The organism is Mesorhizobium sp. GW821-FHT04C10, from assembly GCF_059420305.1.
In genome coordinates this window covers 6,378,553-6,393,126 of sequence record NZ_JBWKTL010000001.1, presented here as the reverse complement: position 1 = coordinate 6,393,126, position 14,574 = coordinate 6,378,553, and the positions used below count along the sequence as shown (strand labels likewise).

Here is a 14,574-nt window from a genome sequence, read left to right as displayed (position 1 = left end):
CAACCGAAAAACTTGGAAAGCAGAGCGGTTGCCCCACAGGTCGTGCTTGCAGTCGGCAGTTACGAACATTAGACACCTTGCATTTATTGATCGATCTGCTGTTGCCGGTCCGCGAGATGTATTGATCGGACGGATTTCAGGCTGCCTCTTCGTCGCGAGACGGAGCGGGGTTCAATCCGGACGCGAAAGGCTCTAAGAGCAGGCGATAGATCACGATTTGATGGAATGACCGATGCGACTGGGCGGACGGCTGGCTGCGGCCATCGAAGTGCTGGAGGACATTGGCCGGCGTCACCGGCCGGTGGCCGATGCGCTGAAGGATTGGGGCCTGTCACATCGCTTCGCTGGCGGCGGTGATCGCGCGGCCATCGGCAACATCGTCTACGACGCGCTGCGCCACAAACGCTCCGCCGGCTGGCTGCTCGGCGAAGACACGCCGCGCGCCATCGGCTTCGGCGCATTGCTGCTCGAATGGAGCCAGACGGCGCAGTCGCTCAACGACGCGCTCGACGGTGACAAGTTCGCACCTCCGCTGCTCAGCACCACCGAGCTGCAGACGATCGCCGGTCGCCGGCTTGCCGATGCCCCACCTGCGGTGCAGGCCGACATACCCGATTGGTGCGAACCGCTTTTCGAACGGGCCTTTGGCGAGGCATGGGTCGGGGAGGGCGCGGCGCTGGCGACCCGCCCGCCGCTCGACATCAGGGTCAACACGCTGCAGGCCGATCGTGCCAAGGTCCTCAAGGAGCTGACCGATACCGGGGCGCGGGCCGCGCGGATCGCGCCGCTCGGCATCCGCATTCCGCCGATCGATGGCGACGGCAGGCACCCGAACGTACAGTCCGAGCCGGCCTTCCAGAAAGGCTGGTTCGAGGTGCAGGACGAGGGCTCGCAAATAGCGGCCGCGCTTGCCGGCGCCGAGGCCGGCATGCAGGTGCTGGACTTCTGCGCCGGCGCCGGCGGCAAGACACTGGCGCTGTCGGCATCGATGGGCAATACAGGCCAGATCTTTGCCCATGATGCCGAAAAGGCGCGGCTGGCGCCGATCTTCGACCGCATCCGCCGCTCGGAAAACCGCAATGTGCAGGTCGTCACCAAGCCGGCCGAACTCGCTCCGCTCTCTGGCCATATGGATGTCGTGCTGGTCGACGCGCCCTGCACCGGCAGCGGCACCTGGCGGCGCCGTCCCGATGCGAAATGGCGGCTGACGCAAAGGCAGCTCGACGCCCGCAAGGGTGAGCAGTCGGCGATCCTCGATGCGGCCAAGGCGTATGTGAAACCCGGCGGCCTGCTGGTCTACATCACCTGCTCGGTGTTCGACGAGGAGAACGGCGAACAGGTCGCCGCGTTTCGCGAGCGCAACAGCGGCTTTGCCCCGCTCGATCACCGCGCTTTGTGGGGTGGCCATTTTCCGGGGCACGAGGCTGCAGCGCGGGTCGGCACTGGCGAGGATATTTCGCTGTCACCGGCACTGAGCGGCACTGACGGGTTTTACTTCTGCGCCATGCGCAAGGCGAGTTGAACGCTGCCGTTGACAAGGAGCGCTAGTGCCCCAGTTGCAGATGCGCGGCGCCGTGTCGCTCTGGGGTGGGATTCTTGAAAAAATATCTGTCGCTGCTGCCTTTCCTTGTCCTGGTGATCGGTGGAGGCTTGCTGATCGGCTATGCGACGTTGCCGGGCGCTTGGTATGCATCGCTGGTCAAACCGCCCTTCAATCCGCCCAACTGGGTTTTCGCGCCCGTCTGGACACTGCTCTACGTGCTGATCGCGGTGGCCGGCTGGCGAACGTGGGAGCGAGCACCGGCGGGAGCGGCGATGAAGATCTGGGGCGTCCAGCTCGCCCTGAATTTCCTGTGGTCGCCAACCTTCTTCGGAGCAAGGATGATGGGACCCGCCTTGGTCGTCATCATGCTTCTTCTCGCCAGCATCGTGCTGTTCATCGTGAGAGCCTGGAACCGCGACCGGCTTTCGGGCTGGCTGTTCGTGCCTTATGCGGCATGGGTGGCCTTCGCCACCGTGCTCAACGCCTCGCTTGTCTGGTTGAACTAGGCCCCTCCAATGTCGTTTTGTTGCAGTGCAGCAAAAGCATTTGCCTGCCGCCCGTGCCTCTGCGATAAGCTTCTCCGGCAAAACTGAAGGCAATTGCGATGGCAGCAAAGATCGTACCGGCTCCGGACTATGAGGATCGCGTCAGGGCGTCTTTCGCGCGCCAGCAGGCGATGGCCACGATCGGCGCCGAACTGACACTGGTGACGCCCGGCATCATCGAAATCGAGATGCCCTATTCGGCGGCATTGACCCAGCAGCACGGCTTCCTGCATGCCGGCGTCATCTCGACGGCGCTGGATTCGGCTTGCGGCTATGCGGCCTTTTCCCTGATGCCGGAAAATTCCGGCGTGCTCACCATCGAATTCAAGGTCAACCTTTTGGCGCCGGGCAGGGGCGAGCGCTTCCTGTTTCGCGGCTCGGTGACCAAGCCTGGCCGCACCATCATCGTCGCCGATGGCCAGGCCTATGCCTTTGCCGCCGACGGCGAAGCCAAGCTGATCGCGACCATGACGGGGACGATGATGACGGTGGTAGGCCGCGATGGGATTGCGGGCTGATGGCTAATGTTACGCGAATTGGCGGCAAGGATGTCCTCTTCGTCATGGCGGCGCAGGCCGAATATGGCCCCCATCTGCAAAAACTGTTCACGCCGCTGATGACGGGTGTCGGCCCTGTCGAGGCCGCCGTCCGGCTCGGCGCCGAGCTGTCCTGGCTGAAGTCGGAAAAGGCGTTGCCGGACCTCGTCGTGTCGCTCGGCTCGGCCGGCAGCCGGACCCTGGAACAGACGGAAATCTATCAGGCCGTCTCGGTCGGTTATCGCGACATCGATGCTTCGCCCTTGGGTTTCGAGAAAGGCGCGACGCCGTTCCTCGACCTGCCGGTCATCGTGCCGCTGCCGCTGCGGATACCCGAAATCAGGCAAGCCACGCTGTCCACCGGCGGCGCGATCATCACCGGTGCGGCCTACGACACGATCGCGGCCGACATGGTCGACATGGAAACCTTCGCCTGCCTGCGCGCCTGCCAACTGTTCGATTTGCCCCTGATCGGGCTGCGCGGCATTTCAGACGGCGCGGCTGATCTCAGGCATGTCGGCGACTGGACGGAATATCTGCACGTCATCGACGAGAAGCTGGCCGAGGCCGTCATGCGCCTCGAACAGGCGATCGGGTCGGGCTTGTTGCGGACTGCTCCATCCAACGACCAGGCCAGACCCGTCTGAAAGTCAGGCTACGCAACCCATTGCGCAGACTCATTTCTTTCTCTAAACGCTCGCCATGACAACAGCCAATCACCCCGACACCGTCCTGATTGTCGATTTCGGCAGCCAGTTTACGCAGCTCATCGCCCGCCGCATCCGCGAGGCCGGCGTGTTTTCCGAGATCGTGCCGTTCCAGTCGGCCGAAGCCGCGTTCAAGCGCATCAATCCCAAAGCCGTGATCCTGTCCGGCGGTCCGGCCTCGACATCGGATATCGGCAGCCCGCGCGCGCCGCAGATCGTCTTCGATGCCGGCGTGCCGGTGCTTGGCATCTGCTACGGCCAGATGGCGATGTGCGTGCAGATGGGCGGTGTCGCCGAAAGTTCCAACCATCGCGAATTCGGCCGCGCCTTCGTCGAGATCGAGAAGGACAGCCCGCTGTTCGAGGGCCTGTGGGCGACGGGCCAGCGGCACCAGGTCTGGATGAGCCATGGCGACCGCGTCATCGCCCTGCCGCCGGGTTTTCAGGTCTTCGGCAAGTCGGAAAGTTCGCCCTTCGCCATCTTCGGCAACGTCGAGCGCCGCATGTACGGCATCATGTTCCATCCCGAGGTTGTGCATACGCCCGATGGCGCGAGGCTGCTCAGGAACTTCGTCCACAACATCGCCGGCATCGAGGGCGACTGGACGATGCGCGCCTACCGCGAGCACGCGGTCGAGGCGATCCGCAAGCAGGTTGGCAAGGGCAAGGTCATCTGCGCGCTGTCGGGCGGCGTGGACTCCTCGGTCGCGGCACTGCTGATCCACGAGGCGGTCGGCGACCAGCTCACCTGCATACTCGTCGACCACGGCCTGATGCGCAAGGACGAGGCGGCAGGCGTGGTGGCGATGTTCCGCCAGCACTACAATCTGCCGCTGATCCTGGTAGATGCCTCGGAAAAATTCATCTCGGCGCTGGAAGGCGAGGTCGATCCCGAAAAGAAGCGCAAGACCATCGGCCGGCTGTTCATCGAAGTGTTCGAGGAAGAGGCCAAGAAACTTGGCGGCGCCGACTTCCTGGCGCAAGGCACGCTCTATCCCGACGTCATCGAAAGCGTCTCCTTCACCGGCGGTCCGTCGGTGACCATCAAGTCGCACCACAATGTCGGCGGCCTGCCCGAGCGCATGAACATGAAGCTGGTCGAGCCGCTGCGCGAACTGTTCAAGGATGAGGTGAGGGCGCTCGGCAAGGAACTCGGCCTGCCCGAGAGCTTTATCGGCCGCCATCCGTTCCCGGGTCCTGGCCTTGCCATCCGCTGCCCGGGCGGCATCACGCGCGAAAAGCTGGAGATCCTGCGCGAAGCCGACGCCATCTATCTCGACGAGATCCGCAAGGCTGGCCTCTACGATGCCATCTGGCAGGCCTTTGCCGTGCTCTTGCCGGTGCAGACCGTCGGCGTTATGGGCGACGGCCGCACCTACGAATTCGTCTGCGCGTTGCGCGCCGTCACCTCGGTCGACGGCATGACGGCGGACTTCTATCACTATGACATGGCCTTCCTGGGCGCCGCCGCCACGCGCATCATCAACGAGGTCCGAGGCATCAACCGCGTCGTCTACGACGTGACGTCGAAGCCGCCGGGTACGATCGAGTGGGAGTGATTTGAGCCCACCCAAACGCCACCCGAGATGCGCCGTTCTCGTGCCTTGAGTGGCCAGCATCGTAAATGCGGGCCACTCGGCTTGGAAAGCGAGCTCCCTGATCAGGCAGGTCAGCTATACCACGTGGATGTGTCTGATCGGCTTGCCTGGTACGATGGCTTGAGCCGCGGTCGCTATACCTTGTGCATCGATGCCGTAGTGGCGATAGAGGTCCGCGATCGTGCCCGTCTGCCCGAAATGCTCGACGCCCAGCGAACGGGTTCGGTGACCATGAACCGAGCCCAGCCACGCCAGCGTTGCCGGATGACCGTCAATCACAGTGACGAGGCCGCAATGTCCCGGCACGGGTGCCAGCAAACGCTCAACGTGACTCTGTGCGTGGATCAGTCCGCGCTCGCGGGCGCGTTGAGCCGCTGTCCAGCCCGCATTCAGTCGATCGGCCGAGGTGACAGCGAGCAGGCCGACGTCGCGCCGGTCCTCGGCGATCAACCCGACAGCTTCGATCGCTTCAGGCGCCACGGCGCCGGAATAGATTATGACCGCCTGCGCATTGGGCCCAGGCCTGCGCATCCAATAACCGCCATTGACGATAGCTTCGGCAAGTTCACCATCGACCTCACGCTTCGGTTGCTCGATCGACCGTGTCGATAGCCTGAGGTAGACGGACCCGCCAACGGCATCCCGCAACCATGTCACAGCGTCTGGCTCGCTGTCCCCGGATCGCTGCATATAATCGAACGAGAAACGCAGGATCGTGGCGAGTTCATCGACAAAGGCTGGCTCGAAACTGGCCAAGCCGTCCTGCGCCATGCCGATCAGGGGTGTTGCGATGGATTGATGCGCGCCACCCTCCGGTGCAAGCGTCACGCCCGAAGGGGTCGCCGCCACGATGAAGCGGGCATCCTGGTAACAGGCATAGTTGAGAGCGTCGAGACCGCGCTCGATAAACGGATCATAGAGCGTGCCTACCGGCAGCAGCCGCTCGCCGAAAATAGAATGGGACAGTCCCAAAGCGGACAGCATGATGAACAGGTTCATCTCGGCGATGCCAAGTTCCATGTGTTGGCCCTTGGGCGAAAATTCCCAGTTGAAGGTGGACGGTATCCGTTCCTTCCTGAAGAGATCGACCATTTCCTCGCGTGCAAACAGCCCGCGGCGATTTACCCATGCACCGAGATTGGTGGATACGGTGACGTCCGGTGACGTGGTGACGATGCGGCCGGCAAGATCTGTATCGCTCTTGGCAATCTCGTGCATCAGCAGTCCGAAGCCCTGTTGTGTGGACATGGACGGCTGCGACGGCGCTGGCAGCTTCTCCGGAACGGCAACCTTGGCCGCCTGAAAGCGACGGGTTCCGCGGCTGTTGAACGGCGCCGTTTTTATGAATTCGACCAGATCTCTTTCCGGCAATGACAAGCCTTCGAACGGTTCCCACTCACGGCCAGGTGTCACACCGAGGCTGGCGCGCAATCCTTCGACCTGCGTCGCCGTCATGAGGCCGGCGTGGTTGTCCTTGTGGCCGGCGAGCGGAAGCCCGAATCCCTTGATCGTGTACGCGATGAAGCACACCGGCCGATCATGCGTTCGTGCTTCCTCGAAAGCGTCGAGCAATGCCGGCAGATCATGTCCGCCCAGATTGGCCATGAGCTGTGCCAGTTCTTCGTCCGAACGGCTTTCGATCAGTTTCGATACCGGGCCCTGATCCCCGATATCATCCAGAAGCCGCTTTCTCCAGGATGCGCCCCCCTGGAATGTCAGCGCGGAATAGAGCTGGTTTGGGCATGTATCGACCCAGTGTCGGAGCGCCTCGCCGCCGGGTTCGGCGAACGCGGCATCGAGCAGCCTGCCGTATTTGAGAATGACGACGTCCCATCCGAAATTCCGGAAAAGGGATTCGAATCGTTCCCACAGACCTTCACGGACGACGGCATCGAGACTCTGGCGGTTGTAGTCGACGATCCACCACGTGTTGCGGAGCCCATGCTTCCATCCTTCAAGGAGCGCCTCGAAGATGTTGCCTTCGTCCATCTCGGCGTCGCCGATAAGCGCCACCATCTTTCCATCGGGTAGATCCGCTGCCATGCCCTTCGCGTGCAGATAGTCCTGTACCAGCGATGAAAACAGCGTCTGTGCGACGCCCAAACCGACAGAGCCGGTGGAGAAGTCGACGTCATCAATGTCTTTGGTGCGGGATGGGTAGGACTGTGCGCCCTTGTACGCGCGAAAGGCCTCGAGTTTCTCGCGGGTCTGGTTGCCGAACAGATACTGGATAGCGTGGAAGATGGGACTTGCATGGGGCTTCACGGCGACCCTGTCTTCGGGACGCAGAATCGCGAAATAGAGCGCCGTCATGATCGTCGCCAAGGACGCGGACGAAGCCTGGTGGCCACCGACCTTGAGCCCGTCATCGCTCGAGCGAAGGTGGTTGGCGTTATGGATCGTCCACGTCGCCAGCCACAGGACCTTCTTCTCCAATTCCGTCAGGAATTCCAAGCGCCGTTTGTCCATGGCCCCTCGCTTTCGAATGCACATAAGCTACTGGACGACATGAGCAGAGTGTGACCAAATATGGTCGGATGCTTTGGTAAAATTGGCTGGTTGAGCGATTTACATTCAAAAAATGGCAGAATATGTCAAAAGCAGAAATTGACGAAATCGACCGAAAAATCCTTGGAGTTCTCCAATCCGATGCTCATGCGACAAGCGAAAAGCTAAGCGAGATTGTGGGACTATCGCCGTCACCATGCGCGCGCCGGGTTCGTAACCTCGAGGCCTCGGGTGTGATCAAGAGCTATGTGGCGGTTGTCGATCAGGTGAAAGTTGGGCTGCCGATCAGCGTGTTCGCATCGATAAAACTTGAAAGGCAAAGGGAAGAGGAACTGGATCGGTTCGCAAAGGCCGTCATGCGTTGGCCAGAGATTGTCGAGTGCTATCTCATGACCGGGCAGCGAGACTATCTGCTCCGGATCGTTGTGAAGGATCTCGAGGCCTACGAGAGCTTTCTCAAGCAAAAGCTGACACGCTTGGAGGGAGTTGCGTCAATCGAGTCGAGCTTTGCGCTAGGGCAGGTGAAACACTCCCAGGCGCTTCCCATAAGCGAACACGGATAAATTCAAAATCAAATGTTGCTGCGCTTTCCTTCCATCAGGTCGAGGATGGCGCGCGCTGCATCCAGCACATTGGTGCCTGGACCAAACACGGCCGCGACCCCGTGGTCGAACAAGTACTGATAATCCTGACGCGGCACGACCCCGCCGCAGACGACGATAATGTTCTGCGCGCCCCTTTGCTTCAGCAGTTCGACAAGCTGCGGCAGCAACGTCTTGTGGCCGGCCGCCAGCGAAGACACGCCGACGACATGCACCTTCGAGGCCATGGCCAGGTCGGCCGCCTCGCCCGGCGTCTGGAACAGGGGGCCGGTGACGACCTCGAAGCCTATATCGCCGAAGGCCGAGGCGATGATCTTCGCACCACGATCATGCCCATCCTGGCCGAGCTTCGCGACCATGATCCTCGGCCTTGAGCCGAGCGAGGCCGAGACCTCCTGCAGGCGCGCAACCAGCGTGGTGAATTCCGGTTCGCCGGCATAGGACGGGCCGTAGACGCCGCGCACGACCTTGGGCGTCGCCGCATGGTCGCCAAAGGCCCCGCGCAAGACATCGGAAATCTCGCCCACCGTTGCACGAACACGCACCGCTTCCACTGCGGCTTCAAGCATGTTGCCCTTGCCGGTGACGGCGACCTTCTCCAGCTGGGCGAGCGCCGCTTCGACCCGGCTGGAATCTCGCTGCCGGCGAACCCGGTCCAGGCGCTTCACCTGCGCCCCGCGCACCGCCTTGTTGTCGATGTCGAGGACGTCGATCTTGTCCTCGTTGTCGAGCCGGTACCGGTTGACGCCAACGATCACCTCATCGCCGCGGTCGACCGCCGCCTGCCTGCGTGTCGCCGCTTCTTCGATCAAGCGCTTGGGCAATCCCTCGATGACAGCATTAGTCATACCGCCCTTCGCTTCGATCTCCTCGATCAGCTTCCATGCCGCGTCGGCGAGTTCTTTGGTCAGGTTCTCTACATAGTAGGAGCCGGCGAGTGGATCGACGACCTTGGTGACGCCCGTCTCGTGCTGAAGGATCAGCTGCGTGTTGCGCGCGATGCGGGCCGAGAACTCGGTCGGCAGGGCGATCGCCTCGTCGAAGGAATTAGTATGCAGGCTCTGCGTGCCGCCAAGCACTGCGCTCATCGCCTCGAAAGCGGTGCGTACGATGTTGTTGTAAGGGTCTTGCTCCTGCAACGACACGCCGGATGTCTGACAGTGCGTGCGCAGCATGAGCGAAGAGGCTTTCCTCGGCCGGAACTCCTCCATGATGCGTGTCCACAACAATCGGGCCGCCCGCAACTTGGCCGCCTCCATGAAGAAGTTCATGCCGATCGCGAAGAAGAAGGACAGCCGGCCGGCGAAGTCGTCGACGTCGAGGCCCTTCTTCAGCGCCGCCCGGACATATTCTCGCCCGTCGGCGAGCGTGAAGGCCAACTCCTGTACCAGCGTCGCTCCTGCCTCCTGCATGTGATAGCCGGAGATCGAAATCGAGTTGAACTTAGGCATCTCCTTCGCCGTGTATTCGATGATGTCGGCGACGATCCGCATCGAGGGATCCGGCGGATAGATGTAGGTGTTGCGGACCATGAACTCCTTGAGGATGTCGTTCTGGATGGTTCCCGAAAGCAGCCCTCGCGGTACGCCCTGTTCCTCGCCCGCGACAATGAAGCTGGCCAGGATCGGGATCACCGCGCCGTTCATGGTCATCGACACCGACACCTTGTCGAGCGGGATTCCGTCGAACAGGATCTTCATGTCTTCGACGGAATCGATGGCAACGCCCGCCTTGCCGACATCGCCCTCGACACGCGGGTGATCGCTGTCATAGCCGCGGTGGGTGGCAAGGTCGAAGGCCACCGACACGCCTTGCTGGCCGGCGGCGAGCACCTTGCGATAGAAGGCGTTGGAGGCCTCCGCCGTCGAGAAGCCCGCATATTGCCGGATGGTCCACGGACGGCCGGCATACATGGTTGCGCGCGGCCCGCGCAGGAACGGTTTATGCCCCGGCAAGCCGCCGAGATAGTCGTTCCCCTCAAGATCCTGTGCTGTGTAGAGAGGCTTGACGTCGATGCCTTCCGGTGTGCGCCAGACAAGCGTGTCCGGGCCGGCCTTGACTTCCCTCCCGGCGAGGGCGCGCCACTGTTCCAGCTCGTCCGCCATCATTCGAACTCCATGATGAGTTCGTCGACGGCGAGGCTGGCGCCGGCTCTTGTCGCGAGCGCCTTCACCACCGCCCGACGCTCGGCACGCAGCACGTTCTCCATCTTCATGGCCTCGACAGTCGCCAGCGTCTGCCCGGCCTCGACCGTATCGCCCACCTGCACGGCGAGCGAGGTGATGATGCCGGGCATGGGGCACAGCAGCATCTTCGACGTGTCGGGCGGCGTTTTCACCGGCATCAGCCGGGCAAGCTCGGCCACGCGGGGCGAGCGCACGAATGCGGTGACGTCGATGCCCCGCCAGCGCAGGCGCAGGCCGGAGCCGTTGAGCGACACCTTCACGCCCGCCGCTTTGCCGTCCACGACGAAGGTTGCGTGGCTGTCGCCCGGCAGCCAGTCGCTGGACACCGCCAGGCCCGGCCCATCGGCAAAGGCGATGACGTCGCTGGCTTCATCCTGAACGATGACGAGCGCGAATTCACGATCGGCCACCGTCGCAACCCAGTCCTTGCCGATGCTGCGCGGATGGTTGGCAAGCGTACCCGAAATCTGCGCCGACCGGCGAACGATCCTCGCATTGATGAAGGCGGCAACGGCCGCCAGCAGACGCGCCTGGGTATCGTTCGGCTCGACGCCCTGAAAACCGTCCGGGAACTCTTCCGCGATGTAGGCCGTGGTCAGCCGGCCCTCGCGGAAGCGCGGCTGCGCCATCACCGCCGACAGGAACGGCAGGTTGTGACCAATACCTTCCACTTCGAAGTCGTCGAGCGCGCGCGCCATTGCATCTATCGCCCCGCCACGCTCCGGCGCCCAGGCACAGAGCTTGGCGATCATCGGATCGTAGTACATCGAGATCTCGCCGCCCTCGAACACGCCGGTGTCGTTGCGCACGACCGTGCCGTCCTCGTGCCGCCCTTCGACCGGCGGCCGGTAGCGGGTCAGGCGCCCGATGGAGGGCAGGAAATTACGGTACGGATCCTCGGCATAGAGCCGGCTTTCGATCGCCCAGCCGTCGAGCTTCACGTCGTCCTGGCCAAAGCGCAGCCTTTCGCCGGCGGCGATGCGTATCATCTCTTCCACCAGATCGAGGCCGGTCACCAGCTCCGTCACGGGATGCTCGACCTGAAGGCGGGTGTTCATCTCCAGGAAATAGAAGTTCTTCTTGCCGTCGACGATGAACTCGACCGTACCGGCCGAGAAATAGCCGACCTCGCGCGCCAGCGCGACAGCCTGCTCGCCCATGGCCTTGCGGGTGGCTTTGTCGAGGAACGGCGACGGTGCTTCCTCGATGACCTTCTGGTTGCGCCGCTGGATCGAGCATTCGCGCTCGCCGAGATAGACGATGTTGCGGTGCTGGTCGCCCAGCACCTGGATCTCGATATGACGCGGCTCGGTGACGAACTTTTCGATAAAGATACGGTCGTCGCCGAAGGAGGCCTTGGCCTCGTTCCTTGATGACTGGAACCCCTCACGCGCCTCGCGGTCATTCCAGGCGATGCGCATGCCCTTGCCGCCGCCGCCGGCGGACGCCTTGATCATCACCGGATAGCCGATCAATGCTGCGATGCGCACGGCTTCGTCCGCATCCTCGATCAGGTCCATATGACCGGGCACGGTGGAAACGCCGGCCGCGGCGGCGATGCGCTTGGAGGTGATCTTGTCACCCATCGCCTCGATCGCCACCACCGGCGGGCCGATGAAGGTTATGCCGGCGTCCTTGAGGGCTCCGGCGAAATTGGCGTTTTCCGACAGGAAGCCATAGCCTGGATGCACCGCATCGGCACCCACGGCCTTCGCCGCGTCCACGACCTTGGCGATAGCGATGTAGGATTGGCTCGACGGCGATGGCCCGATGTGGACCGCCTCATCGGCCATCTTCACATGCAGCGCGTCGCGATCGGCATCCGAATAGACCGCCACTGTCGCTATGCCGAGCTTGCGGGCCGTGCGGATGACACGGCAGGCGATCTCGCCCCGATTGGCAATGAGGATTTTCCTGAACATTATCGCTCGACCACAAACATTTCCGACTCCCCTTCGCGTATCCATTTCAGCGCCGAACGCTCCAATGTCCTGGGCACGTCGATCACGCACAGGCACCAGTCCATCTCGCCTTGGTGATCCACCCATTCGAGCAGTCCTTCGGCGCCAAGCCGGGCGGCCAGCTGCCGCGGGGTCGAACAGAGAATTCCGTCAATTTGGACCTGCGTGCACATGGGCCCTCACAGCGGCATGGTGTCGTGCTTCTTCCAGCGCGGCTCAAGGTTCTTGCCGCGCAGTGCCGCGAAGGCGCGCGCGATCCGCTTGCGCGATGAATGCGGCATGATCACCTCGTCGATGAAGCCGCGCTCGGCGGCGACGAAGGGATTGGCGAAGCGAGCTTCGTAGTCCTTGGTGCGCGCGGCAATCTTGTCCTTGTCGCCGAGTTCGGAGCGGTAGAGGATTTCGGTCGCGCCCTTGGCGCCCATCACTGCGATCTCGGCCGTCGGCCAGGCATAGTTGACGTCCGCGCCGATGTGCTTCGAAGCCATGACGTCATAGGCTCCGCCATAGGCTTTGCGCGTGATCAACGTCACCATCGGCACCGTCGCCTGGCTGTAGGCAAACAACAGCTTCGCCCCATGCTTGATGACGCCGCCATATTCCTGCGCCGTGCCGGGCAGGAAACCGGGGACGTCGACCAGAGTCAGGATCGGAATCGAGAAAGCATCGCAGAAGCGCACGAACCGCGCCGCCTTGCGTGAGGAGTCTATGTCCAGGCAGCCCGCCAGCACCATCGGCTGGTTGGCGACAACACCGACCGTCTGGCCCTCGATGCGCAGGAAGCCGGTGAGGATGTTCCTGGCGAAGGCTTCCTGGATCTCGAAGAAATCGCCCTCGTCGGCGATGGCCAGGATCAGCTCGCGCATGTCGTAGGGCTTGGCGGCGCTGTCCGGCACCAGCGTGTCGAGCCGCATTTCGAGCCGCGACGGATCGTCGTGGAAGGGGCGGACCGGAGGCCTTTCGCGATTGTTGAGCGGCAGGAAGTCGAACAGGGCGCGAACCCGCTCCAGCGTTTCGATGTCGTTGTCATAGGCGCCGTCGGCAACCGACGATCTGGTTGTGTGCGTGCGCGCGCCGCCCAGCTCTTCGGCGGTGACAACCTCGTTGGTGACTGTCTTCACCACGTCAGGGCCGGTGACGAACATGTACGACGAGTCACGAACCATGAAGATGAAGTCGGTCATGGCCGGCGAATAGACCGCGCCGCCCGCGCAAGGGCCCATGATCACCGAGATCTGCGGCACGACGCCGGAGGCATCGGCATTGCGCTTGAACACGTCCGCATAACCGGCGAGCGAAGCGACACCCTCCTGGATGCGCGCGCCGCCGCTGTCGTTGAGCCCGATCACCGGGGCGCCGTTGCGCACCGCCATGTCCATGATCTTGCAGATCTTCTGCGCGTGGGTCTCCGACAGCGAGCCGCCAAGGACTGTAAAATCCTGTGAGAAGACATAGACCAGCCGGCCGTTGATCGTGCCCCAACCGGTGACGACGCCGTCGCCCGCCACCTTCTGGCCGGCCATGCCGAAATCGACCGCACGATGGGTGACATACATGTCGTATTCTTCGAACGACCCCTCATCGAGGAGAACGTCGAGGCGTTCGCGCGCCGTCAGCTTGCCCTTGGCATGCTGCGCATCGATGCGCTTCTGCCCACCGCCGAGACGGGCCTCGCCGCGGCGCGCTTCAAGCTGTTCGAGAACGGCGCGCATCAACGGCAGTCCCGCGCGTCGAGCCATTTCCAGGCGGCGGGAAAGACCAGCGCCGCCAGCAGCGCCTTGACGATATCGCCGGGAATGAACGGGATGAGGCCATACCGCAGAACCGGCTTGTCGAATCCGATGACGCTGCCGAGCCAGAGCAGCCCCGGCGCGTAGATGACAGCGGCGGCCAGCAGGGCAGCGGCCGTGGCGTAAAGTGGATTGCGATCCCAGCCGCGCACAGCAAGCCAACCGGCAACAAGAACCGATGGCAAATAGCCCAGGAGGTAGCCTCCCGTCGGCCCCATCATGTAGACAAGGCCGATACCCTTTTCTGGCGTGCCGGCGAAGACAGGAAACCCCGCGGCACCTTCTGCCAGATAAAGCGCAATGGTGGCGAGGCCGCGAACCGGTCCAAGGGCCAATCCCAGGCCAATGACGACGAAGGTCTGCATGGTGATCGGTACTGGGTAGAAAGGCACCGCGATCTTGGCCGAGATCGCCACCAGCAGCGAGGCTGCCACCACTGTGGCGACATCGACCCAGTGGTTTGTTGTGCCCAACCGCCCGGCAATGGCGTTGTAGATTGTCATTCGTTTCTCCTGTCCTTGCACAGAACCCGGCTGCCTGGGTCTTAGGTGACAAGCCCGAATGAGAAAACGTTTGAACAGGTAGGCAGGCATAATATA

12 protein-coding genes are annotated in these 14,574 nt (G+C 62.7%); 6 read left to right on the top strand and 6 right to left on the bottom strand.

Annotated features, from left to right (window positions below; all coding sequences use genetic code 11):
- Positions 1-232: 232 nt before the first annotated feature.
- The 5 genes from AC07UC_RS30665 (at position 233) to guaA (ending at position 4,889) form a co-directional block, all read left to right on the top strand.
- Entirely contained in the window at positions 233-1,522 is a 1,290-nt protein-coding gene (locus AC07UC_RS30665; RefSeq protein ID WP_494908463.1) for an RsmB/NOP family class I SAM-dependent RNA methyltransferase, read from the top strand.
- A gap of 74 nt (positions 1,523-1,596) precedes the next feature.
- Positions 1,597-2,049, top strand: a complete 453-nt coding sequence (locus tag AC07UC_RS30660; RefSeq protein ID WP_202323824.1) for a TspO/MBR family protein — start codon at positions 1,597-1,599, stop codon at positions 2,047-2,049.
- 98 nt (positions 2,050-2,147) lie between these two features.
- Positions 2,148-2,606, top strand: coding sequence for a PaaI family thioesterase (locus AC07UC_RS30655; protein WP_023686843.1), 459 nt, complete (start codon positions 2,148-2,150; stop codon positions 2,604-2,606).
- On the top strand, positions 2,606-3,271 hold the full coding sequence (locus tag AC07UC_RS30650) for a 5'-methylthioadenosine/S-adenosylhomocysteine nucleosidase (RefSeq protein WP_494908462.1): 666 nt from the start codon (positions 2,606-2,608) through the stop codon (positions 3,269-3,271). Before AC07UC_RS30655 ends, AC07UC_RS30650 begins: the two co-directional genes overlap by 1 nt.
- 55 nt (positions 3,272-3,326) lie before the next feature.
- A complete protein-coding gene (gene guaA / locus AC07UC_RS30645) occupies positions 3,327-4,889 on the top strand; it encodes a glutamine-hydrolyzing GMP synthase (protein WP_056565210.1) in 1,563 nt (520 codons plus the stop codon).
- A 114-nt stretch (positions 4,890-5,003) separates the two neighbouring features.
- Here the strand turns inward: guaA and AC07UC_RS30640 are convergent, their stop codons facing one another.
- The gene (locus tag AC07UC_RS30640; protein WP_494908461.1) at positions 5,004-7,397 is read right to left on the bottom strand and encodes a thiamine pyrophosphate-binding protein; all 2,394 of its coding nucleotides are present in this window, start codon (positions 7,395-7,397) and stop codon (positions 5,004-5,006) included.
- Between the two features lie 122 nt (positions 7,398-7,519).
- Between AC07UC_RS30640 and AC07UC_RS30635 the strand changes: the two genes are divergently transcribed.
- Positions 7,520-7,999, top strand: a complete 480-nt coding sequence (locus tag AC07UC_RS30635; protein WP_140775224.1) for an Lrp/AsnC family transcriptional regulator — start codon at positions 7,520-7,522, stop codon at positions 7,997-7,999.
- An 8-nt stretch (positions 8,000-8,007) separates the two neighbouring features.
- Here AC07UC_RS30635 and scpA read toward each other — a convergent pair whose 3' ends face one another.
- The 5 genes from scpA to AC07UC_RS30610 are packed head-to-tail and all read right to left on the bottom strand — an operon-like array spanning position 8,008 to position 14,478.
- The gene (scpA, locus tag AC07UC_RS30630) at positions 8,008-10,146 is read right to left on the bottom strand and encodes a methylmalonyl-CoA mutase (RefSeq protein WP_494908460.1); all 2,139 of its coding nucleotides are present in this window, start codon (positions 10,144-10,146) and stop codon (positions 8,008-8,010) included.
- The gene (locus tag AC07UC_RS30625; protein WP_494908459.1) at positions 10,143-12,146 is read right to left on the bottom strand and encodes an acetyl-CoA carboxylase biotin carboxylase subunit; all 2,004 of its coding nucleotides are present in this window, start codon (positions 12,144-12,146) and stop codon (positions 10,143-10,145) included. Before AC07UC_RS30625 ends, scpA begins: the two co-directional genes overlap by 4 nt.
- Positions 12,146-12,358: a hypothetical protein gene (locus tag AC07UC_RS30620; RefSeq protein WP_140774966.1), complete on the bottom strand. Its 213-nt coding sequence runs from the start codon at positions 12,356-12,358 to the stop codon at positions 12,146-12,148. Before AC07UC_RS30620 ends, AC07UC_RS30625 begins: the two co-directional genes overlap by 1 nt.
- A 6-nt stretch (positions 12,359-12,364) precedes the next feature.
- Positions 12,365-13,897: an acyl-CoA carboxylase subunit beta gene (locus AC07UC_RS30615; protein ID WP_494908458.1), complete on the bottom strand. Its 1,533-nt coding sequence runs from the start codon at positions 13,895-13,897 to the stop codon at positions 12,365-12,367.
- On the bottom strand, positions 13,897-14,478 hold the full coding sequence (locus AC07UC_RS30610; RefSeq protein WP_494908457.1) for a biotin transporter BioY: 582 nt from the start codon (positions 14,476-14,478) through the stop codon (positions 13,897-13,899). The genes AC07UC_RS30615 and AC07UC_RS30610 overlap by 1 nt, the downstream gene beginning before the upstream one ends.
- Positions 14,479-14,574: the final 96 nt, after the last annotated feature.

Excerpts from the sequence above, each read along its gene's own strand:
- AC07UC_RS30665 (WP_494908463.1), top strand. The coding sequence starts at position 233 with ATGCGACTGGGCGGACGGCTGGCTGCGGCCATCGAAGTGCTGGAGGAC.
- AC07UC_RS30655 (WP_023686843.1), top strand. The coding sequence starts at position 2,148 with ATGGCAGCAAAGATCGTACCGGCTCCGGACTATGAGGATCGCGTCAGG.
- AC07UC_RS30650 (WP_494908462.1), top strand. The coding sequence starts at position 2,606 with ATGGCTAATGTTACGCGAATTGGCGGCAAGGATGTCCTCTTCGTCATG.
- guaA (WP_056565210.1), top strand. The coding sequence starts at position 3,327 with ATGACAACAGCCAATCACCCCGACACCGTCCTGATTGTCGATTTCGGC.
- AC07UC_RS30640 (WP_494908461.1), bottom strand. The coding sequence starts at position 7,397 with ATGGACAAACGGCGCTTGGAATTCCTGACGGAATTGGAGAAGAAGGTC.
- AC07UC_RS30635 (WP_140775224.1), top strand. The coding sequence starts at position 7,520 with ATGTCAAAAGCAGAAATTGACGAAATCGACCGAAAAATCCTTGGAGTT.
- scpA (WP_494908460.1), bottom strand. The coding sequence starts at position 10,146 with ATGATGGCGGACGAGCTGGAACAGTGGCGCGCCCTCGCCGGGAGGGAA.
- AC07UC_RS30625 (WP_494908459.1), bottom strand. The coding sequence starts at position 12,146 with ATGTTCAGGAAAATCCTCATTGCCAATCGGGGCGAGATCGCCTGCCGT.
- AC07UC_RS30620 (WP_140774966.1), bottom strand. The coding sequence starts at position 12,358 with ATGTGCACGCAGGTCCAAATTGACGGAATTCTCTGTTCGACCCCGCGG.
- AC07UC_RS30615 (WP_494908458.1), bottom strand. The coding sequence starts at position 13,897 with ATGCGCGCCGTTCTCGAACAGCTTGAAGCGCGCCGCGGCGAGGCCCGT.
- AC07UC_RS30610 (WP_494908457.1), bottom strand. The coding sequence starts at position 14,478 with ATGACAATCTACAACGCCATTGCCGGGCGGTTGGGCACAACAAACCAC.